Raw genomic sequence first — 20,885 nt, forward strand, 5'->3', positions numbered from 1 at the left:
ATCCCTCTCGGGATCACTCCGCTCAGGCATGCCGGGAAGCTAGCAGAAGAGGCTCTGACCTGCACAAACAGCGAAGTTAGTTCGGTCAACACACCCACATGTTCACGGGGTGGTCCTGGGTCGTGCCGGGCAGTCGCAGGATCTCGGGCCGCGGGCTCACCTCGTTCGAGGGCCCGGCGCCGTCCGAGTTGGTGTGCAGCGCGGAGAAGACCAGGCGTCCGCCCGGTTTGAGCCCGTTGGCCAGGGCGGGCAGCAGCCGGTTGGGGTCCAGGTACGGCACGGAGCCGACGGAGTAGATCAGGTCGTACGGATCGGCGGCGTGCAGGTGGGCCACCGCGTCGGCGCATACCAGGTGCAGGCCGGAGTGGGCCGGGTAGCGGGTGAGGGCACGCTGGTGCTGGGCGGGGGAGGCGTCGACGGCGGTGACCGCGGCGCCCAGGGCGGCAAGGTGCGCGGCGTGCCGGCCGAGGCCGCTGCCCAGGTCGAGGACACGCAGTCCCGCCACCTCGCCGAGGGCGTCGACGCCGGGGCCGGTCTCCGGGATTCCCCAGTCCCACCTCTCCAGCTCCGGCAGATGAAGTCCTCGGGTGATCTGGTGAGTGCCGTAGGTGTTCCAGATGTCGACAGTGTTCTTCTCGGTGGTCACCGAGTCCTCCAGCGGAAAAGGGGTGAGTGGGGGTCAGGGGCGAAGGGCGTAGCAGCGGAGCACGTCGAGATCGGCGGCCTGGACAGCGGACCAGCCGGAAGTGAGGGCTTCGCTCTCGGCGGGGCTGATCCCGAGACCGTGGCGGGGGTCGGTTGCCTCGCGGCGTCCGGCGGTCTCGGCGACCACCCGGAACGTCCCGCCCGGGGGCGAGGAGGCGGCGGACGCGGTGGAGGTAGGCGCCGTGTCGTCCATCCATCGGCAGACCAGGCGGCAGGTGATGACCGCGTACGCGGGCTCCGGCAGGCCCGAGAGGTCGCTGGTGGTGATGTCGCCGCAACGCCACGCCGGAACGGGAGCGGGGCCTTCGTGGGTGGTCGTCGTCATCTGCGTGCCGGCCTGGAGCCGGGACTCGTCCCGGTACTGGAGGTCCTCCGCCTGCGCCGTGCTCCCGCTGTCCGGTGGAGTTCCCTCCGCTTCGTCCGTGCTCGGCTGTGCTGCGGCGCTGCCCGAGGTCAAGTCGATCCCTCCTGTCAGTCGGTCATGGCGGGTTCGCGAGACTCAACGACGCAGCCCTCGATATCGAACACACGTTTTTCAGACGGTCCTGAAGTCCCGGGATAGAGCGTCCGAGGAACCGTGGAAACTGCACTGTGACCGGGATCTGTACTTTGCGGTTGGGGTCTCTACCTTGCGGATCTTGAACATGTAACGCTGAGTTGCTGTCGTGCTCTCTGCCGTGTACAAGCAGTCCTGCCCTTCTACAGGCACGTACGGCTGGGTGCCGCTCATGAGTAGGCAAGTTCCTGAGGGTTCCGGTCTTGAGCCGGACCGGGGTGTCAGCTGATCGAGCGTTGTCGGCGTACGAGCGGGAGACCATCGGACGGGCTGAGTGCCTTGGTTGACCTTCACCTTGGGGGAGCCCACAGCATCAGAGGAGCCAAGCGACGTGCCTGGCATGAGGAGGAACGAGCATGGGGTTGCTGACCATCGGGACGTTTGCTAAAGCGTCCCGGCTGTCACCGAAGGCGCTGCGTCTTTACGACGAGCTCGGCCTGCTGACTCCCGCTCGCGTCGACCCGGTTACCGGCTACCGCCTTTACGCACCGGAGCAACTGGATCAAGCCCGGCTGGTCGCCTGGCTCCGACGGCTGGGGATGCCTCTCGCACGCATCCAGCAGGTCTGCGCGCTGGAGGCAGGTCCGGCAGCCGAAGAGATTCGCGTGTTCTGGGCCCAGGTCGAAGCCGACACCGCCGCACGGCGGGACCTGGCCACCTTCCTCATCGACCACCTCTCCTGGAAGGACCCTGACATGGCCCCGACCGCCAAGCCCTTGGGTATCCGCTACGCCGCTCTTTCCGACACCGGCCTAGTCCGCGAGAGCAACCAGGACACCGCCTACGCAGGGTCCCGTCTGCTCGCAGTCGCCGACGGCTTCGGCGGTCAAGGAGCCCCCGCCAGCGCGGCTGCCATTGACGCGCTCAAGCATCTCGAAACCGACAGCATCCCGGCGGGCAGTCTCCTCAATGTCCTCGACGACGCGATTGAACAGGCCAAACAGGCGGTGCACGGCGTCTCCGGGGCCGACTCTTCTTCTGATGAGGCGGGGACCACGCTCACCGCGATGCTCTGGACCGGCTCGCAGCTGGCCCTCGTGCACATTGGCGACTCCCGCGTCTACCTGTTGCGCGACGGGGAGCTGTTCCAGATCACGCACGACCACACCATGGTGCAGTCGATGGTCGACGAAGGACGCCTCACCCCGGAAGAAGCTGCCTCCCACCCCCAGCGGTCACTGCTGATACGCGCTCTCGGCCATGGAGCCGACGGCACCCCCGATATGCGCCTGCACGACGCTCAACAGGGAGACCGTTACCTGCTCTGCTCCGACGGTCTGTCGACCGTCGTGCCGACCGAAGAGATCCACCGGGTGATCTCCGAGACCAGGGAACCCGAGCAGGCGGTCCGCGAACTCATCGCCCTCGCCAATGGCTCCGGCGGCCCCGATAACGTCAGCTGCGTGGTCGCCGACGTCACGGAGTTCCAGCAGTAGGAGCGAGCGGCATGCACTTCGAGTTGCACCAGATCCGCTCTCATGAACTCATCCGCGAGGCGGACGAATACCGACTCGCTCAGCAAGTCAGGAGAGCCAAGTCGGCTCCCCGATCCATGCCGGTCAGCTCTTTGCGCCCGGCTCCACGGCGCCTGCTGGCTTGGCTCCGTGGGTGAACCAACATGCTGCCTCCGGTTGAGCGGGACACCGACCGCCACCTGCCCCACTTAACCGGAGGCACCCCAGGTCAGACCTCGCCCTGCTCACAGTTGCCTGGAGAAGAACAGTTGCGATCAAGTTCGGAGATCGCGTCCTTTGTGAGGAGCCGGTCTGCTGCTGTGGGTACGTGAGACACGCGGGGGAGGCGGTGATCGCGTCGGACGTGTGCGGGCTGGAGGATCTGGTCGCGCAGTTCGACGAGGACGGGGAGACTCGGGGCCTGCTGCGGCTCGGTTCGGAGTGGCCGCGCCGGTGGAGTACGACGTGGAGGGTCGACGGCGGCGAGGTCTCCTGGCCCGTCCGGGACATGGCTCACGTTCCGGTGCTGTCGACGCAGCCAACTCGCGGTTTCACCTGGCGGCGGGCCCAGCGGCATCACCCGGGACTGCAGTACATGGTGACGACTGGGCGGGCTCATGGGTTCGAGTCGATCGAGGAGTCCCATCTGCTGGTTGCGCTCGACTTCCTCAAGGTGTCGGAGGTGCTGTCGCAGCCGTTCCGCCTGGACTTCGAGCATGCCGGCGGAAAGTCCTGGCATGTCCCGGATTTCCTGGCGGTGGTTGATGGCCGATTGTGGCTGTTGGACGTGCGTCCGGCTCGTCTGGTCAAGGCGACCGATGCGTTGAAGTTCGCGGCGGCTCGGGAGGCGGCGGCTGCCTGCGGATGGCGCTATTCGGTGGTGGCAGGCTGGCACCAGCACGTCTTCAGCGTGCTGGATCATCTGTCATCGCGCCGTCGGCCCGCGCGGGATCTGCTCGGGATGAGGGACCAGGTGCTGTCCGCGCTCGGGGCTCAGAGGATGCCGTTCGGGCAGCTGGCGGAGTCGACGAGTCTGCCGGCGGTGGCCCGCGCGCACATCGTGCGGCTGCTCTGGCAGCGGGAACTCGGGGTCGATCTGGGCCAGCCGCTGCTCGACCGTTCGCCGATCTGGGCCGCAGCCGGTTCACTGGAGGGCGGCTGATGGCGCCGCGGCGGGGGCTGCTGCAGGTCTCGGCGGGCCGGCGGGTCGCGCTGAACGGGGTCGAGTGGACGATCGAGTCGGTCGAGGCCCATGTCGGCAGGCTGGTGTTGTCGAATGGTGCCGGCCGGACGGAGACGCGTTCGTTTCGCTGGCTGGTCAACCACCCTGACCTGCGACTGGTGGGTCAAAAGGACGCTGGACCGGCTTCAGGGGCACTCCTTCAGCCGAGGTCCTTGGCCGACTTGACGCCGAACCAGCTGGAGCGGGCCAGGATCCGTGCCGAGCATGTGCTGGAGACGGCGACCGGATTCCGTGACGGGCATCCGTCCCGGGCGAGGCCGGGTGAACCGCGGCCCGCTTACGACCCGGCTCGGACGACGCTGACCGAACGCCGGTACGCCAAGGCCGCCGAGGTGAAGGCGATCCCGGCACAGGAGGCGGCCCTGCTCGGGCTGAAGGGGCTGGGGTTTCGCACCCTGGAGACGCTGACGAGACTCTCGGGGGAGAGCTTGCTCCTGGCCTGCGCGGACGGGCGGTGGACGCGACGGCGGGGCGGGCGCCAGAGCATCACGGAGGAGATCCGCGAGGCAATCTTCGCGGTGAGGGAGGAGTGCAGGGACCGGGCCCGGATCACCATGGCCGCCAGGCACCGTCTGATGCACCAATATGTTCGCGAGCGTTTCCCCGACTTCCCGGTGAAGAAGATCCCGTCCCGCTACACGCTGGCGGCGGTCTGGGAGGAGTGGTTCGGTCCAGGCGGGGCCAGGCCGCGTTACCAGCGGACTGCGGACGACGCCGCGGAGGCCGGCGTCGCGGGCCGGGTGGTGGTCCACCGGCCCGGGCAGGTCCTCGCGCTGGACTCGACGCCCATGCCGGTCATGCTGCGCGAGACCGTCTTCGGCGAGGCAATCAAGGCGACACTGACCCTGGCGCTGGACCTATACACACACGGGCTGCCGGCCTTCCGGCTCACGCTGAAGTCAGACACCTCCGTCGACGTCGCGATGCTGCTGCGGGACGTGATGCTGCCGCTGCCCATGCGGGAGGGCTGGGGCGAGGAGATGGAGTGGCCCTACGCGGGTGTCCCCGCGGACGTCATCGCCGAGTTCACCGGCCACCGGGTCGCGGCCTTGCCGTTCTTCGCCCCGGAGACGATCACCACCGACCACGGCGGCCCCTACAAGAACCACGACCTGGTCGAGGCCGAGCGGGAGCTCGGCTGCAACATCCTGCCTGCCCGGGTCCTGCGGCAGACGGACAAGTTCGCGGTCGAGCGGCAGTTCTCCACAATCAAGACGATGCTGTTCGAGCACCTGCTGGGGTTCACCGGAACGGACGTCGCCGACCGCGGGGCCGACCCCGAGCGCGACGCGTCCCTCACCCTCGCACAGGCCGAACGCCTCATCGCGACCTGGATCGTCAGCGTCTGGCAGAACCGCAAACTGTGTGAATACGCTCCGAGTTGGGCTCCGGGTGAAGATCACAGCCCGAACACGCTGTTCGCCGCGGCCATGCAGCAAGGCGGCTTCGACCTGGACTTCCCCGAGCCGTCGCTCTACTACCGGCTCCTGCGCAAGCACCACGTCAAGATCCACCCCCGTCGCGGAGTGAAGATCCTCGGACTTTGGTATCACGCGGACGTACTGGACGAGCCGAGGTTCCTCCACCCGTCGGACCGGGGCGGCAAGCATCCCGGGAAGTGGGTCGTGCGCAGTGACCGCCGAGACCGGCGGCAGGTGTTCTTCCAGGACCCCGCCGACCACGAAACCTGGCACCCCTTGCGCTGGCGGGGACTTCCGCCCGAGGGAGAGATCCCCGCGTTCTCGGACAAGACCGCCGATGCCCTCCTCGAGCACCTGAGAGCGAACAAGATCGTCGCCCGATCGGATGAGGACCTCCTGCCCGCCCTGCTGGGCATTCTGGGGTCGGTCACCCCCGTCGATCAGTGGCCCACACAGGTGGCCAAGAAGACCGGGAAGAAGCAACGCGCCGCCCGAGTACGCGAGGAGACGCACGCGCAGGCCGCCGCCGCGGACCGGCCGGAGCCGTCTGCCCGCCCGGCCCTGATGCCGGCTGCCTGGGCCGATCAGGCTCGCGCGATCGAAGCCGCCTCCGACCTGGACCGTCGCCGGCGGCGCGAAGAGGCCGTCAGGGACGAACCGGTCGCGCCACCGCTGCTGGACGACGCGCTACGTCGCCGGCCTCTCTTCCTGCTTCCGCTCGACGACACTGACGGCCTCCTCGAGGAGAACGCGTGAGCCATGTCCCCGATCCCGACGATCCGCTGGCCGGCCTGCCGTCCCGGGCCCAAATCGCCGAACTCATCCTCGCAGGACGTCCTCACCGGGACACCTACTCGGGCTGGCAGCACTACAGGGCTCACCGCGGGCGGCTCGTCCCGCCGCCGGCGCTGACCCCGGACCAGTGGCGGATCGTCCCGGCCGCCCGACGCACGGACTACGACCTCTATCGCAGGATGACCAACGTCAACCTGCCGCTGCAGCGGACTCCGATGCAGGAGAAGGTCACCCGGCTGATCCGGCGGCGGCTGAACGGCAACACGCTCAAGCAGGACGCCCCGACCCTGGCCGGAATCATGGTCAGCGGCTGGGGCAACTACGGCAAGACCGCCACCGTCTGCTCGGCCACCGCCGCCTTCGAGGACCAGTGGCTTCAGCTGCACGACTTCCTGATCCCCGGCGCCATCGAGGGGACCGTCGACCTGCACGCGCCGGTCGTCTATGTCTCGACGCCGGTCACCGCGACACCCAAGAGCACATGCGTGTCGATCCTGAACTTCTTCCGGGCCGACTTCCGTAGGCGGGCGACCCTCCCCGAACTCGTCCGCCTGGTCGCCGACTCCCTGCGAGACCACGGCGTCAAGGTCCTCGTCCTCGACGACATCAGCCGGCTCCGGATGCACCGCTCGGACGACCAGGATGTCCTGGACCTGATGCGGGCCTTCATGAGCCTGGATGTCACCTTGATCCTCACCGGCGTCAACATCCCCGCCACCGGACTGCTGCGGGAGGCGAAGTGGGACAAGACGACGGCCCAGTGGGTCATGCCTCAGCTTGAGTCGACCCGGATCCACGGCCTGGAAGTCACCCAGACCGAGCACCGATTCGAACTGGTCGAACTCGACCGATTCCGCCACACCACCGCCGAACAGATCCGAGCCTTCCTCAACCACCTGCGAGGGGTCGAGAACCACCTTCGGCTGCTGAACGCGAAGAAGGGCATGCTGACCGACGGCACCATGCCCGAGTACCTGATGCGCCGCACCGGCGGCGTCGTCGGTCTGCTCGGCCGTCTCATCGAGGACGGCACCCAGGAGGCCATGGACAGCGGCAGAGAGGTCCTCGACGAGGACCTGCTCGACGAGATCGTGCTCAGACGCGAGGACATGGCCAACGCCCCTGACGAACCCATGCCGCCAGACCAGCCGTCCGCCGCCCGTCGGCCGTCCGGCGCGAGACGCCGACCTCGCAACACCGTATTCGACGATCACGGACCACGTGCTGCCGAAGACAGGACCGGCTGACCTATGCCCACAGCGAGGGACCCGCTGCCCAGGAGCCTTCGGCCGCTGCCCGACGAAAGCCTCCCCGGCTTTCTTCTCCGAATGGCTCACCGTCTTGACCTGACCCCCGACCAAGTGGCCCTGCGGGTCGGACTGACCACGCCAAAATACGCACACGCGAAAGTCTCAGCATCTCATCTGCTGATGATGGACGAAGCCCGCCTGAAGGATTTCTCCAGGGTTGCTCGGATTACCCCCGAAGAGGCCGACTCGCTTACGCTCCGCTCATACAGTGACCGATATCCCGCCCTCACACAGATGCTGCCCAGTCCGGGGAAGGCGCTGCGACCCCGGAAAGAACCCTGGGTGCTGAGGAATCATTCACGCTACTGCCCTCGTTGCCTCGCAGGGGACGGAACACCGATCCAAAACCTTCACGGCGGCCCTTGGAAGCGACAATGGCGACTGGGCTTCGTTTTCGCCTGCCTCCAGCACCAGGCATTCCTGCTCAGCGACTGCCCACGCTGCTGCCTCCCCGCTCTCGGCGGCCGGCTTGGCAGTTCCGTCACCCTGCTGCCCACCCCCAACACGCCAAGGCTCCACCCCGCACAATGCCGCAACCCTGTCGGCAACCCCGAAAAACGAGAAATCTGCGGCCACCGGCTCGACACTTCCGAACCAGAGACTGCGGCCCTTCCCCATGACATGGCAAACTTGCAGGCCGTCCTTCTCGACCTACTCGTCGGTGATACGCCGAGTGACCTCGCCTCCCAGCGGTTCGCCAATCTGCAGGTCGCGGTGTCCATGATCCAGGCAGGCTGGCCCGTCGCCGCCGACCTCGTCCCCACACAGGCCCACGCACCTCTGGAAGCGCATCTCGCGGCACAGCCGCGAAGCACCCGCCGGACCCGCCCCACGGCCGAGGCCACCAGCCGTCAACCCGGAACCCCCTGGAACACACCTCCCGATTCCGCCCTCGCCACCGCGGGTGTCCTCCTCGCTGCCTACCACCTGCTCGCGCAAGAGCCCTCCGGACCGCGAAGCACCCTGCCTCAACTGCTGCGGCACCTGCCCACCCGCGACGACCTCCGCTGGGGCAGGACCTGGCACACGCTCGCTCGCGAAGCTTCACCCTCGCTGCGGCGCCAGATCGACCAGGTCTATCGACACAGGCTCTCACCCGAATGGATCCGGCAAGGAGCCCCGACGCTACGACCCTCCAAAGCCAATACCACCCAGAAGATCTTCTCCTCAGTCAACAACCTCACCGGTCTGGAGATTGCTGCCGAACACATTCCCCAGTTCCTTCCCGTCTCCTGGCTGTCCGCCGCAATCTTCGAGGACCCTGAGTCGATCATCGCGGCCAGACGCCGCCGGCTTCGACGCGTTCTCCCGGTTCATCTGGTTCAAGCAATCAGCAACCTGAACTTTCTGGAAGCGGCAGCATTCCTCGGCATCCCCACCTCCTGGAGCACCCAGGATCGTCTGCGGATCCAGCCACTGGCTCCGTTCCAAGACCTCAAAGATCGTGACCTACCGGCCACGCTGAGACGTCTGGCTCAGCACATCGTCGGCGGGAAGAGGATCGATTACCAGGCGCGACGGACAGAGTTCTCCGGCTGGATTCTCGACGACAAGACATGGGACGATCTCTGCCAGCATAAGAATTCACTCACAGGCAGGAAGCCGACGAGGCGCACACGAGAGGCAGCATCCGCCTTTGTTTGGAGTCGAGTCACCAAAAGTGAGTTCTCACTCGCACCGGTCTTCCAGCCGCCGATCTGGCACACGGATCGCGCCCTGCGTTCTGAGATTCCGCACCTGGAACTCCTGCGGCGCTGGGACCAGAAACAAGCACCCATTCCTTATCCTGGGCTGTTGGCGGCACTCGAAAGCCATGCCATGCGACTGATCAAACCGACAGTCACGCAAAGCGACCAGGCGGGGGCATGATCTCGCAAACTAACGTCCCCAAGATCCGCAAACTGCGATCCCTGCCGCCACCGCGACCTGCTGCAATAGCATCAAGATCCGCAAAGTGTCAGTCCCGGTCACATGCACCGACCCAGCTCCCGCAACGGCAACGCCGGCACGGGCGGTTGGCCGAATCGCCGAGGTACCCAGACGCCGTACCCCAGAAGGCGCGTCGGCGGGTGCGGGGGTCGACGCCGCCCTCGCCCCGGACATCCATGTCGCACTCGGCCGCAAGGGCCAAGCCGCCGCGGGAAGCTGTCTCATCTGCTGCGGGCAGAGGTGCAGTTCATCCAGGAGATGTCCCTTCAGGAGGTCATCCCCCCGGATGCTGCGACCACGTTGCGGACCACACGCCATCCCGACCCTGTCCTTCTGTTCCGCGCGACTAGCCTGGCAGCGGGAGGACCGCTCCGCCGCCTGACCTCCAGCACCCACCAGGAACGAGACCATGAAGACGTGCGACAACACCTCGGTCGGCATCGTCATCACCGATCAGGGCCGCTACCTGATGTTCGACCGCGCCACCTTCCCGCCCGGCACGGCACCTGCCGCAGGCCACGTCGACGACCACGGCACCGCCGAGGACGCGGCCCGCGCCGAGGTCGAGGAAGAGCTCGGCCTCACCGTCACCGGCCTCACCCAAGTCACCGGCTGCTGGCGGGACAACAGATGCCGCCGCTTCCCCAGCGCACGCGGCACCGGCCACGACTGGACCGTCTACCAGGCCACCGTCGCCGGCGACCTCACCCCGAGCGCCCGCGAGACGAAGAACGTCCGCTGGATCGCTCCCGATGCTCTGCGGGAGTTGGCAGACCGGACGGTCGCCTACGTCCAGGGACGCATCACGGACGCCGAGTTCGAGGCCGCGCCCGGCATCGAGCCGGTGTGGATGCAGTGGCTCGCCGACATCGCCGCGATCCACATCAGCCCCGACGACCTGCTCCTGGTGGACCAGCTCACCAGATGATCGCCGCCCCGTTCTCCAGACCTACCGCGGCCGCCGCCCGGCTCCACCCCGAGCTCGGCGCGCCGGCCTCCGCGCCCTCGGGCCGGCCCTTGAGTGCCCTGCTGCTACAGCAGGCCCGGACAGGCGAGTTCGCTGTCCGGGGTTGCGGCGTGCGTGAGTTACGCCGGCCATGGGGGTCATGAACTCAGCGAAGAGCGTCACGCAGGGCCTCCTCCATCACAGGGAGCCGGTCCAGCAGCATCAGAGCTGCCTCGTGCCGCACCCGCCCGTAGGCCTCCATAGCGGCGTCGACGATGTGCGGTCGTTCCACTGGTACCGACAGCGGAAAGGCCGAGCAGAGCATGGCTGAACAGCCGACACGAAGCGAGTGCACCAGGTCGTTCACGGACGCCCGCGGGTTGGCGTCCCGGTAGGCCAGGGTGAGATCGATGTATCCGGTGAGCCAGCTCTCCGCGCTGTTGTCCAGCACGCTCTTGGGGTCGCAGCCAAGACGCGCGATCTCCCAGGCGAGGTACCCGGGTGCGGGCGGTCGGAAGTCCACGATCGCGGCCACCTCGTTGGCCGCGAGCAGGACATTGGGGCCGGCCATGTCGCCGTGCAGGACCTGGACGGTCAGATGCGGAAGCGAAGCGAGGGCGCGCTCGGCGTCCCCCAGGATGGCTTGCCGCTCACGCGCCGCCTGCAGCGCCCACGTCTCGAACTCCCCGAGCCTGGGCATGTGCTGGTACGCATGGATCAGGTGCTCGAAGCGGTCCCGTGAGGCGGCCACGTCGCACACCGCGGCGCCGGGTTTCAGGGTGGGGGCGGCGGCGGGGTGAGCGGCGAGCCGGCTGTGGAGGCGGCCCATCGCTGTGCCGACGGCTGCCCACCGTGCACCCGCCAGGCCGCCTTCGGCGGTCTCGGTGTGCGGCACGTACGACCACAGGGACATCGGCAGGCGGCCGTGGGTCTCGATGAGTTCGTGCTCGCGCGTGCGGGTTGCCCGCGCGGTCGCGACGCCTCCGTCGGCGCAGTACTCGGACAGTTCGACCGAGGTCCGCTCCAGATTCAGGTGTTCCCGAGTGCGGTAGACCTTGGCGAAGTGCCGCCGGCCCGTCTGGTCCACGACGGCGTAGTTGTCCGTCGCGGTGCCTTCCGGGATACGCGTTATTTCTACCGGGTGCAGCCCGTACGCGAGCACCAGCGTGTCGGCGACCGCCGTGATCAGCTCCTCCTCCGCGGTGTGGCCGGGTGGGGAAGAGGCGGCAGGCTTGGGAGCGGACTGGTGAGATGCGGTGGACATGGTCTCCTCGTCGAAGCGCACAGCGAGAGCGGTCAGATGATGAGCGGGCGCCAGGTGGTCAGGTCGATCAGGACACGGGCACGGACCGTGGCCGCCGGTGCTCCGCGAGCCGCGGCGGGCCGCGCCGGGTGCAGCGGGGCGCGCAAGATCGCCGACGGACAACGCTCCGTCAACGCGGTCATCTGATCGCGCCTCCCTCGTTCGAGTTGTCCCCGCTCTCGACCCCGACCCGGCACCGCCACCAGCCTGCTGGCAGGGGACCGGCCGACCAAGCCGACACCGCGGCCCCCTGCCGCGTGACGCGGCTGATCGAGGCGCTGAACGCGGTAACCGACGCCGGCTTCTCGTGGCGAAAGCGACCTGTTCGGCGTCGCACAGGTGGGGCGTAGGGCCGACCGGCGGGCGCAGCGGCACCAGGCAGAGATGCTCGTCGCATAGAGTGCGGGCGCGCGGGTGGCCACGTCGTCCACGAAAAGATGATCTTGGACGCCTTCGGTCGCGTCTCCGCAGGCATCCCTCGGGCAGCACCACCAGGAGGAACAGCGGCATCCCCGCAAGCGATCACCCCCGCGGACCAGCTCGCCGAGGCGAAGAAGCAGCTGAACTTCCCGCGCATCGTCGCGATCTGCGGTTCCACCCGTTTCATGGCCGAGATGGCCGAGGCCGATCTGCGGGAGACCAAGGCCGGGAGGATCGTCGTCAAGCCGGGCTGCGACCTGAAGTCGCCGCACGAGCTCTGGTCCGATCCTGTCGAGGCCGAGGCGCTGAAGATGCGGCTCGACGAGCTGCACCGGTCGAAGATCCTTCTCGCCGATGAGGTGCTCGTGGTCGGCGACTACATCGGAGACAGCACCCGAGCCGAGATCGTCTACGCCCGGTCGCTTGGCCGGCCCGTGCGGTTCACGCACCCCGAAGTCAACCCCGACGCCTGAGGGCTCGCCCCGGCGCCCTCCGCCAGGACGCCGTTGGAGTTGATCGTCTGGCGGCTGGCGTGGTGGTGAGAGCGGGCTCAAGGAGCTGCGGAGCGCATCGCGGCCGTGATGGCGGCGGCGAGAAGCTGCTGGTGGTTCGTCAGGTAGAAGTGGTCGCCGTCGTACCTCTTGAGTCCGCTGAAGTGCGTCGTGAACGCTCGCCAGGCAAGGAGGCGGTCCTCGCTGATCAGCTTGTCGTGCACGCCCGCGAATACCGACAGCGGGACGGGCAGCGGTTCGGGGCTGCGGGGAGGAGTCCAGGTGTCCACGAGTTGGAAGTCGCTGCGGAACACCGGGGCGAACTTGTGCCAGACGTCGTCGTTGTCGAGGAGCTGCGGTGGGCTGCCGCCGCAGCTCCGCAACCACGCGCGCAGTTCGTCGTCGGCCATCAGGTGAGGGCGGCTGTCGGCGCCGGCTTCGCCTTGCGGGGCGCCGTAGGCGGACACCCCCAGCCAGGTGGGGAGCGGTTCCCCCTGGCACCGGAGTCGGCGGGTGAGCTGGTAGGCGATCAGGGCGCCCATGCTGTGGCCGAAGAACCCGAACGGCCGGTCGAGCAGTGGTGCGATAGCGGTGTGGAAGTAGTCGACCAGCCGGTCGCAGTCGCCGATCAGCGGAAGGGCCTGCAGATGGCCTCGGCCGGGGGCCTCCAGGAGGCACAGTTCCCAGTCCTCTGGGAGGTGCTCCGCCCAGCCCCGGTAGAGCAGGTGCGAGCCGCCGGCGTGGTGGAGCAGGAACAGACGCGCCGCCGGGTCGCTCAGCGGCCTGGGCCGGATGAGCGGGGAAGCCGGCGTCTGGCTGGTGAGCCTCAAGGCGAGGAAGGCGTGCATCTCCGTGAGCGTGGTGGCGCCGCTGGCGGCCACGGCGTTCACCGGGACGCCGTACGCGCTCTCCACGCGGGTCGAGATCTCCAGCATCAGCAGCGAGTCGATGTCGAGCTCGTGGGCGAAGTGCGCCCCGTCGGTGACCTCCTCGGGCTCGGTCTCCAGTACGCCGGCTATCAGGGCGCGGAGATCCTCGATGGTCACGCTCGTCGTGGCCATGGGTGTTGTCCTCGTTCCTGCGTGGATGGGCGAGCGGCCGGCGACGGTGTCAGCAGCAGGGCTGCCGTTGCGTCGTACCCTGGGCCTCCGGCCGTGGCCAGGGCGTTCCCGGCGGCGCCGCTCTCCAGATGGGCAGCCGCGGCAGCGCACTGCAGGACGCCGAGCGCCCCGGACAGTGGGCCCATCTGGGATTCCAGGTCGATCCGGCGCGTGGCTGCGAGCAGATGGCCCTCCCCAGCGCTCGCGGCACCCGCCTCGTCCGCGAGCCACAGTCCGACGGAGGCCTCTTCGGGCACCCCGGCGCGGGCCAGCGCCGCGGCAAGGTCCCGGGCCCGTGCGTAGCCGGTGATCGTGGCACGGGTCCGTGCGCCGCGGGAGGCGGCTGCTTCCGCGGGTTCCAGTACGACCGCGACCGCCGCGTCGGTCGACTGCTCGCCGAGGACCTTCGTCACCACGTCGTTGGCGGGTTCGACGCCGACGACGACGGCCGCTTCAGCGCGCCCCGCCATGATGAGGTTCCGGGCCCAGGCCAGGGCGTCCAGACCGCTCGTGACGCCGTTGCAGACGGTGAGGTTGGGGCCGCGCAGCCGGTAGCGGATGGCCACCCAGCCGGCGACGACGTTGCTCGACGTCTGAGGCAGGCCCAGGGGGCTGAGGCCCATGACACCTGCTGTGGCGATGGTGTCGATGGCTTCGCAGACGCTGTCCGCGTTGCCCAGGTTGGTGCTGACCACTACGGCGGTCGCCTCGGCCGCGCCCGTGAACGCGTCATCGGCGTCGGTCAGACCCGCGTCGTGGAGGGCGAACTCGGCAGCGCGCAGGGCCAGCCGGGACGCGCGGTCCTTGTGGCGCAGCTCGCGTCCGATCAGTCCGGTGGCCGGGTCGAAGCCGCCCTTCCCCGGCAGCGGTCCGAGGAGGTCGCCGTAGGATGCGACGCCGGGCAGCGCCAGTCCGATGCCCGTGACGACGACCTCCCGGGCGCCCGGGTTCCTCGTGTGCGCGGTGCTCGTCGCGTTCATCGGGCTGCCTCCACGATCGCGACGGCGTTGATCCCTCCGAAGCCGAAGGCGTCGATCTGAGCGAGATTCAGGACGCCGGGGGCGGGGGAGTCCTGCACCAGGCCCAGTCCTGCGGCCTCGGGGATCGGATCGGCCAGTCCAAGGACCGGGGGTACCGTCCCGTTCTTCATGGCGAGCACCGCCATGACGACGCTGAGCAGCCCCGAACCGCCCATGGTGTGGCCGGTCATCGCCTTGATGGCGGTCATCCGCGGACCGTCTCCGGCGCCCTGGAAGATGTGCTGCAGGACGCTCGACTCCGCCTGGTCGTTGAGGGGGGTGCCGCTGCCGTGCAGCATCACCAGATCGATGTCGCGGACCCGCACCCCTGCTCTGCTGTAGGCGTCCCGCACGGCGCGGGTAATGCCGTCGGGGTCGGGCGCGGTGGCGTGGTGGGCGTCGCAGTTCATGGACACACCGCGCACCCGGGCGTGCACGGGCCCGTTCCCGGTGCCGGCGCGCTGGACGACGACGGCTGCCGCGCCCTCCCCCATCAACATGCCCTTATGGGTGGCGTCGAAGGGACGCAGCGCGTCGGGGAGGTCGTTCTGCACCCGGTCCAGCGTGCCGAAGCCGCTCTCGGTGGCGGCGTCGGTGCCCGCGACGACGACGGTGTCGGCCAGGCCGAGGTCGATCATGTCGGTGGCCATGCCGAGCGCGTACAGCGAGGCGGAGCAGGCGTTGGCGAAGGTGTACGTGGTGGACGTCCCGAAGGCCGCCTTCAGAGCGGTGCCGAAGTGCAGCTCTTCGAGGGCGACTTCCGCGTCGTCGCGCCACCACAGTTCTAGGCTGCGCTGCTCGCGCATGGTCGTGCCGACCAGCACGGGCACCTGCGACAGATCCTCGCCCAGGCCCGCGTCGGCGGCTGCTTGGCGGACGACGGTGGTCAGCCAGCGGGTGGCGCGCCGCGGGATGTCGCCACCCTCGGGCCGGTCGTCGATCTCGTAGGCGTAGGCCGCCCGGTACTTGTCCGGGTCGAACGCCTTCAGGGGCTGGCGGCTCTCGCGGCCCGCGCACAACGCGGCGAAGATCTCCGGAGGGCTGGCGCCGATGTTGGCGATGGCGGCCATGCCCGTGATGTCCCAGGTCACGGTTGTCCAGCCGCCTTCCTCAGCTTGAAGGCAGCCAGCTTGCCGGTCGACGTGGTCGGCAGCTCGTCGAGGAACTCCAGACGGGCGGGGCGTTTGTAGGCGGCGAGGCCGCCACGGATCGCGGCGAGCACCGTGCGCCGCACGACGGCCTCGTCGGATCCCGGCTGGGCCACCAGGTACGCCACGGCCTGCTCCAGGCCGTCGGCGTCGCGGCCGCCGACCACCACGCAGTCCTGGACCCCTTCCACGTCGCGCAGGACGCTCTCGAGCTCGCTCGGCACGACCTTGTAGCCGCCCAGGCTGAGCACGTCATCGGTGCGGCACAGATGAGTGAGGGTGCCGTCCGGCGCACGGCGCACCATGTCGCCGGTGTAGGCGCCGCCGTCGGCGAAAGTGACCGCGGCGGCCTCCGGGCGACCGATGTAGCCGAGGGCGACCGTCGGGCCGGCGATGTGCAGTCGGCCCTCCTGGCCGTCGGCGACGGGCGTGCCGTCCCAGGTGCGGACGGTGGCGGTGATCCCGGGCACCGGGACCCCGAAGGTGCCCGGACGCCCGTTCCCCGGTGGTGTGCCGACCACGATGTAGAGGACCTCGGTTGCGCCGAGGCCGTTGAGCAGATGGGCCTGGAAGGCGGTGCGGATCCTCTCGCTGAGCGGGCCCGGGAGATTCTCGCCTGCCGCTACGCACAGCCGCACGGAGTCGACGCAGTCGGTGGTGAGCGTGGTTTTGGAGGCGTTCAGCAGCGCGGCGTACAGCCGCGGGACGGAGAACAGCACGGTGGGCCGGTGACGTTGCATCGCGGCGGCGAGGGAGTGAACGTCGACCGTGCCGCTGATGAGCGCGACGCGGGAGCCGGCCGCCAGGGGGCACAGGACGGAGCTGCCGAAGCCGTAGCCGAAGCTCATCCGGGCGCTGGACAGCACGGTGTCCTCGGGCGTCAGGCCCAGGACCGCGCCGATGCCGTCGGCCATGGCCGCGATCGCACCCGCCGAGTGCCGCACCCCCTTGGGCATGCCAGTGCTTCCGGAGGTGTACTGCACGAGCGCCTCAAGGCCCGCGCTCCACGCGGCGGGGAGCCCGGCCTCCTGCGGGCGGCGGGCGGGGCCGGCCTCGGCCGTTGCCAGAGAAGCGCGGACGTCAGAGCCGGAGAACTGGGTGCTCGTGGCGAACAGCTCCTCCAGGGCGCGTTGCCGCGCGGAGGCCGCGTCCAGGTGCACCATCGCGGCGGCGCAGTCGTCGGCCACGTAGCGGACTTCGTCGTCCGTGAGCACCGGACTGATCACCACCGGGACGCAGCCGTGCCACCACAAGCCGAGGACGGCGACTACGGTCGCCACGGAGTCGTCGGCGACCAAGAGCCCGCGGGCGCCCGCGGGTATGCCGGCGGCCCGCAGCGCGCCCGCATACCCGCGGGCTGCCTCCAGGAGGCCCGCGTAGGTGATCTCCCCGGCCTGGGGGTCGAGGTAGCTGGCCCGGTCACCCCGGCCGGCGCAGACATGGCCCGCCACCAGGCGGTCGATCAGGTCGACATCCCGGAGGGTCCTGGCCCGCTCGCCGAGCACGGCCACCGCCGCGTCCAGGCTTGTGAAGGCTGCCGCTTCCTGCGCGGACAGGGCTCCGAACTCGCGCTCGACCGCGACCGCGACCTCGACCTTCTCCAGGGAGCTCATGCCGAGTTCCTCATAGAACTGGGCGCCAGGCGCGATGGCTTCCTTTTCCACCTCAAGGACAGACGCCACGATCTCTCGCAGCCTGTCGCGCGTTGTATCGATGTGTTCCACCGGCGGGAGTCCTTTCCGAATCTTCGTAGCCGAGATGCGGGATCGGGGTGGGCAGAGAGAACGAGCAGGCGGTGCGGGGACTGCGCCGTTCACCGAGACCCGATCCGGGTGAAGATGCGGGAACGGGGTGAGGTGCGGCGGTCCTCGGCGGGTTGCTCAGGCGCCCAGGCCCACCTCGCAGGGGAAGGAGACAGACACGCCCAGGGGCTCCTCCGTGAAGATGACCCTCTTACCGACCGCGGACATGAAGCCGAGCTCGAAGACGGTGCCGCTTCCGACGCGACCGCCCGGGTTGCACACGACGACAGCGTCGGCTTGCCGGAACGCGTTCATGTGCGCGTACTTGTGCCGCCACGTGTCGCGCTCGTTCCTCAGTAAGTCCTGGTAGTCGAAGAGGATGAAGTCGGTGCCCTCGGTTTCCGGCTTGATCCTGGTGCTGCGGGGGCTGAGCACCTCGGTGCCGGTTTCGCGCAGCTGGGTGATGGTGCCCTCGATGTGTCCCAGGGACTGCTGGAAGCTGCCGCAGACGACTGCCGTCCGAAACTCCCGTCGGATCAGGCCTTCCACCATGTCGCTCGAGCCGCAGGCGGACATGCCCGCGTCCAGGTAGAACCGTTCCAGCTCGGGCCTCACGATGTTGAAGTAGAGGCCCGTGTCGACGTAGAAGCTGTTGACCAGCGTGACCGCTTCCGGCTGCGGGAGCTGCTGGAAGAGCCCGGTGGCGTGCACCCGCGTGCTCTTGTTGTCAACGGCCTCGGTGAACTCCTTGAGTCCGGCGCAGAACTCGCCGACGCTGTCCGCGAGCGCCTCGCCGGTGAGGCCCGCTCCGAATGCAAGCCGCTTCCTCGTGAGCAGCTCCAGCTCACCGCTCTGCAGGCGGTGGACGCTGACGCGTTCCGAACCGAAGTGGACCAGGACCTTGCCTTCTGTCACCACTGTGCTGTTCTCCCTCTTTTCGATCCGTCGTGTTAGGAGCCGTCAGCCTGCGGGGAGTCAGCCGAAGGAGGCGCCGCGTAGGGCGGCACAGCTAGTCGCCTTCTCCGCGGAAAGCACTGAGATACTTCTCGGCAAATTCTTCTTTTCTCGCCCCGTTGTATTGCGTGATGAAGCGCGGATGCTCCAGGGCTACGATCTTATTGAAGAAGCGCTGCCCCTCGTTCACTTTCGAGAGGAATTTAAAGTTCTCGCCGCTGCCGATGCAATAACACGCCGAGGTGTCGATTCCAAATGCCACCTGACGCTCCAAAGCGTCCACGAGGAATGCATGCAGAAGCTCCAGCAATTTCTTGTCTTCGTAGAAGTTGCAGTTGACCTCTCTCCCCTGGGGGGTCGTTCTCACCAGTCCGAGAGGGCACACAAAGCTCATGACGAAGTCGCCGTAGAATCTTGTCCGGCCCCCGTAGCGCCTGATGACGTCGTGCAGGAACCCGGCGGAGGGCCGGCTCACTGCATAGCCGTCGACATCGACTCCCGTTTCTCCTTCGAGGAGCCTGGCGTCTTCGAACGGGACCCCCGTCACGGCCGTGCCCCGTCGAGCGGGCGAGCTCCCCAGCACCAGACGGCGCGGCCTGTCGTCGTCGTAGTACTTGTGGTAGAACGCGGTCGTCACCTCGCGGACGCGCTCCTTCTGGGGGCCGTTGAACGGGTTGAGGACCGAGAATCCGGGCGGCAGTTCGAGCGTCGTCTCCGCAAGTTCCTCGTTGAACCGCAGGATCCGATCGGCGACGGTCGTTTGCCCGTTCATTGCAGAAGTCCTTCCTTCTCGCTGGTCGCTCTGGACAGCCCAGTCGCTCCCGGCCGTCGCCGGACGTGGCCGACTGGGGGGCGTTAGGCGGCGACAGCCGACAGATAAATCTCGGTACTCGTCGGGCGCATTCGAATGTCTTTGAACCCGGCACTGTCGAACTCTATGGCAATCAGATTGGCCGTGTCCATTCCGCGGTAGAGGTCGACGAACTCAGTGCCCGGGATGATCAATCCTGGCACGACGCAGCCTCGCTGAGTATATAGGAATCCGTTGGCTACGGAGACGATAATCACCGCGCCGGGTTTCAGCACTCTGTGGGCTTCCGCGGCTGCCGCAGACGTGTCGAAGAACGAGGAGTTGTACGTCCTCAACGAGACGTAAAGATCGTAACTGCTTCCCGGTAGGGCGGACAGGTCTTCGGCGCTGGAGACGGCCGTTTTTGATGCGGGAATGCGTCGGCTTATTTTCGCAAGGCCGCTTTCTGCGATGTCGACAAAAGTTATCTGCTGGCAATCGGAAAACAGGGCGACCGCTTCGTGGCCGGCCCCGACGCCGACGTTGAGGATGTTGACGGTAGGGAGCGAATGTGTGGACGACTGCCTATAAACCGACATGAAGTCGTCCATCCACCTCGCGTTGGCGGCACGAGCGTCGTACGCGTGGTCGTAGGCGCCGTACTTCGCATCGAACGCTTCGGACAGTGCGGCGCCTACGGCGTGATCAGCCTCTCCGGGCTCGATCCCATACCTCTGACGGATGAGAGAAGCGAGCGCAGACCTTTTCCTGGACGCGTTGACGTCACTCCTGGTGAGGGCGAACCCCCTCGACGTCAGCCTGGTGGCAACGGCTTCACTGATGCGGTGTGTGGAGTAGTGGGGGTTGCAGTCGATGCTTTGCTCGCTCGCTGTGTAGAAGCCGTGGTTCTGCTCGAGAATCTGACGCTGCAAATCTTCGGAGAAGCGGTGAACATGGCCCCTTGTGATGACGGGATCATCATCGACGTACCTCGTCAGCGCGGGGTCTGGAAGGCCGACGTAGACCCTGTCAATGCACACTTCCTTCAAGAGTTCGCCGAGCTCGAACGAGCAGTCCGCGGACAGGGTGTTGATAGTCAGATATACGCTGTGAGCGCTGCGCGTTCCGAGCTCCTGAATCTTGGTCCGCAGAGTGCGATACCAGCATCCGCCGGCTGTTTCGCCCTCGAAGGCGGAGCAGATCAACTCGTCGTGTTCGGAAACGAGCGCGACGCCGACTCGCCGACCTCGGTACGGAGCCCTATCTGCGACGCTAATGGCGTAGTTCATCCAGTAGGTACTGTTCGGACTCATGTGGGCCTCTGTCCCTCGGCGGCACGGCGCCCCCTGTTCGTCGGCAGAACCAAGCGGGTGCTCACCTTCACGGGCGCCCTTCGTGGTGACACGGAACGTGAACTTCGCATCGACGTAGCCAACGGTCGGAGGACGGCGAGCCCCCTCCTTGCGGCCTGCCCACCGAGGCTGACGATCTCGGGCGGCAGTTCCAGGAGGCGGTGGCCGGCCTCGAAGCGTGGGTCGGGGGCAAGCCGGCGGTCAGCG

18 protein-coding genes are annotated in these 20,885 nt (G+C 67.9%); 7 read left to right on the forward strand and 11 right to left on the reverse strand.

Annotation, left to right across the window (positions count from 1 at the left end; genetic code table 11):
• Positions 1-85 precede the first annotated feature (85 nt).
• Positions 86-646 (reverse strand): class I SAM-dependent methyltransferase, encoded by a 561-nt coding sequence (locus ABZ861_RS21750; RefSeq protein WP_361632520.1) that lies wholly within the window; start codon positions 644-646, stop codon positions 86-88.
• Between the two features lie 33 nt (positions 647-679).
• Positions 680-1,162, reverse strand: coding sequence for a class I SAM-dependent methyltransferase (locus tag ABZ861_RS21755; protein WP_361632522.1), 483 nt, complete (start codon positions 1,160-1,162; stop codon positions 680-682).
• A 455-nt stretch (positions 1,163-1,617) separates the two neighbouring features.
• On the opposite strand from ABZ861_RS21755, the gene ABZ861_RS21760 reads away from it, so the two are divergent.
• The 6 genes from ABZ861_RS21760 to ABZ861_RS21785 all read left to right on the forward strand — a co-directional run bounded on the left by ABZ861_RS21760 (position 1,618) and on the right by ABZ861_RS21785 (position 10,341).
• The gene (locus tag ABZ861_RS21760) at positions 1,618-2,697 is read left to right on the forward strand and encodes a MerR family transcriptional regulator (protein ID WP_361632524.1); all 1,080 of its coding nucleotides are present in this window, start codon (positions 1,618-1,620) and stop codon (positions 2,695-2,697) included.
• A 367-nt stretch (positions 2,698-3,064) separates the two neighbouring features.
• Positions 3,065-3,877 carry a TnsA-like heteromeric transposase endonuclease subunit gene (locus ABZ861_RS21765; protein WP_361632526.1) on the forward strand — a complete coding sequence of 271 codons (813 nt, stop codon included), beginning with the start codon at positions 3,065-3,067 and terminating at the stop codon, positions 3,875-3,877.
• A complete protein-coding gene (locus tag ABZ861_RS21770; protein WP_361632528.1) occupies positions 3,877-6,135 on the forward strand; it encodes a transposase in 2,259 nt (752 codons plus the stop codon). Before ABZ861_RS21765 ends, ABZ861_RS21770 begins: the two co-directional genes overlap by 1 nt.
• Entirely contained in the window at positions 6,132-7,421 is a 1,290-nt protein-coding gene (locus tag ABZ861_RS21775) for a TniB family NTP-binding protein (protein WP_361632530.1), read from the forward strand. Before ABZ861_RS21770 ends, ABZ861_RS21775 begins: the two co-directional genes overlap by 4 nt.
• A gap of 3 nt (positions 7,422-7,424) precedes the next feature.
• A complete protein-coding gene (locus ABZ861_RS21780) occupies positions 7,425-9,353 on the forward strand; it encodes a TniQ family protein (protein ID WP_361632532.1) in 1,929 nt (642 codons plus the stop codon).
• A gap of 469 nt (positions 9,354-9,822) precedes the next feature.
• Positions 9,823-10,341 (forward strand): NUDIX hydrolase, encoded by a 519-nt coding sequence (locus tag ABZ861_RS21785; protein WP_361632534.1) that lies wholly within the window; start codon positions 9,823-9,825, stop codon positions 10,339-10,341.
• A gap of 184 nt (positions 10,342-10,525) precedes the next feature.
• On the opposite strand, the gene ABZ861_RS21790 is transcribed toward ABZ861_RS21785, so the two are convergent.
• Positions 10,526-11,623: a phosphotransferase gene (locus ABZ861_RS21790; protein ID WP_361632536.1), complete on the reverse strand. Its 1,098-nt coding sequence runs from the start codon at positions 11,621-11,623 to the stop codon at positions 10,526-10,528.
• 32 nt (positions 11,624-11,655) lie between these two features.
• On the reverse strand, positions 11,656-11,805 hold the full coding sequence (locus tag ABZ861_RS21795) for a hypothetical protein (RefSeq protein WP_361632538.1): 150 nt from the start codon (positions 11,803-11,805) through the stop codon (positions 11,656-11,658).
• A gap of 378 nt (positions 11,806-12,183) precedes the next feature.
• On the opposite strand from ABZ861_RS21795, the gene ABZ861_RS21800 reads away from it, so the two are divergent.
• Positions 12,184-12,555, forward strand: coding sequence for a hypothetical protein (locus ABZ861_RS21800; RefSeq protein ID WP_361632863.1), 372 nt, complete (start codon positions 12,184-12,186; stop codon positions 12,553-12,555).
• Between the two features lie 77 nt (positions 12,556-12,632).
• On the opposite strand, the gene ABZ861_RS21805 is transcribed toward ABZ861_RS21800, so the two are convergent.
• From ABZ861_RS21805 to ABZ861_RS21835, 7 genes are all read right to left on the reverse strand, one after another.
• Complete coding sequence (locus ABZ861_RS21805) at positions 12,633-13,634, reverse strand: thioesterase domain-containing protein (RefSeq protein WP_361632540.1); 1,002 nt, start codon at positions 13,632-13,634, stop codon at positions 12,633-12,635.
• Positions 13,616-14,653 carry a beta-ketoacyl synthase N-terminal-like domain-containing protein gene (locus tag ABZ861_RS21810; protein WP_361632542.1) on the reverse strand — a complete coding sequence of 346 codons (1,038 nt, stop codon included), beginning with the start codon at positions 14,651-14,653 and terminating at the stop codon, positions 13,616-13,618. Before ABZ861_RS21810 ends, ABZ861_RS21805 begins: the two co-directional genes overlap by 19 nt.
• Positions 14,650-15,783, reverse strand: a complete 1,134-nt coding sequence (locus tag ABZ861_RS21815; RefSeq protein WP_361632544.1) for a beta-ketoacyl synthase N-terminal-like domain-containing protein — start codon at positions 15,781-15,783, stop codon at positions 14,650-14,652. Before ABZ861_RS21815 ends, ABZ861_RS21810 begins: the two co-directional genes overlap by 4 nt.
• On the reverse strand, positions 15,780-17,564 hold the full coding sequence (locus tag ABZ861_RS21820; RefSeq protein WP_361632546.1) for an AMP-binding protein: 1,785 nt from the start codon (positions 17,562-17,564) through the stop codon (positions 15,780-15,782). The genes ABZ861_RS21815 and ABZ861_RS21820 overlap by 4 nt, the downstream gene beginning before the upstream one ends.
• 156 nt (positions 17,565-17,720) lie before the next feature.
• Complete coding sequence (locus ABZ861_RS21825) at positions 17,721-18,497, reverse strand: nucleoside 2-deoxyribosyltransferase (protein ID WP_361632548.1); 777 nt, start codon at positions 18,495-18,497, stop codon at positions 17,721-17,723.
• Positions 18,498-18,591: 94 nt separating this feature from the next.
• Entirely contained in the window at positions 18,592-19,308 is a 717-nt protein-coding gene (locus ABZ861_RS21830; protein ID WP_361632550.1) for a uracil-DNA glycosylase family protein, read from the reverse strand.
• 83 nt (positions 19,309-19,391) lie between these two features.
• The gene (locus ABZ861_RS21835) at positions 19,392-20,615 is read right to left on the reverse strand and encodes a methyltransferase domain-containing protein (RefSeq protein ID WP_361632552.1); all 1,224 of its coding nucleotides are present in this window, start codon (positions 20,613-20,615) and stop codon (positions 19,392-19,394) included.
• Positions 20,616-20,885 lie beyond the last annotated feature (270 nt).

It is taken from the genome of Streptomyces sp. NPDC046985, from assembly GCF_040644415.1.
Classification (GTDB): Bacteria; Actinomycetota; Actinomycetes; order Streptomycetales; family Streptomycetaceae; genus Streptomyces.

What these genes read in the sequence shown, in the direction of transcription:
- ABZ861_RS21810 (WP_361632542.1), bottom strand. Translation starts at nt 14,653, where the DNA reads ATGAACGCGACGAGCACCGCGCACACGAGGAACCCGGGCGCCCGGGAG.
- ABZ861_RS21785 (WP_361632534.1), top strand. Translation starts at nt 9,823, where the DNA reads ATGAAGACGTGCGACAACACCTCGGTCGGCATCGTCATCACCGATCAG.
- ABZ861_RS21770 (WP_361632528.1), top strand. Translation starts at nt 3,877, where the DNA reads ATGGCGCCGCGGCGGGGGCTGCTGCAGGTCTCGGCGGGCCGGCGGGTC.
- ABZ861_RS21830 (WP_361632550.1), bottom strand. Translation starts at nt 19,308, where the DNA reads ATGAACGGGCAAACGACCGTCGCCGATCGGATCCTGCGGTTCAACGAG.
- ABZ861_RS21780 (WP_361632532.1), top strand. Translation starts at nt 7,425, where the DNA reads ATGCCCACAGCGAGGGACCCGCTGCCCAGGAGCCTTCGGCCGCTGCCC.
- ABZ861_RS21805 (WP_361632540.1), bottom strand. Translation starts at nt 13,634, where the DNA reads ATGGCCACGACGAGCGTGACCATCGAGGATCTCCGCGCCCTGATAGCC.
- ABZ861_RS21760 (WP_361632524.1), top strand. Translation starts at nt 1,618, where the DNA reads ATGGGGTTGCTGACCATCGGGACGTTTGCTAAAGCGTCCCGGCTGTCA.
- ABZ861_RS21835 (WP_361632552.1), bottom strand. Translation starts at nt 20,615, where the DNA reads ATGAACTACGCCATTAGCGTCGCAGATAGGGCTCCGTACCGAGGTCGG.
- ABZ861_RS21790 (WP_361632536.1), bottom strand. Translation starts at nt 11,623, where the DNA reads ATGTCCACCGCATCTCACCAGTCCGCTCCCAAGCCTGCCGCCTCTTCC.
- ABZ861_RS21795 (WP_361632538.1), bottom strand. Translation starts at nt 11,805, where the DNA reads ATGACCGCGTTGACGGAGCGTTGTCCGTCGGCGATCTTGCGCGCCCCG.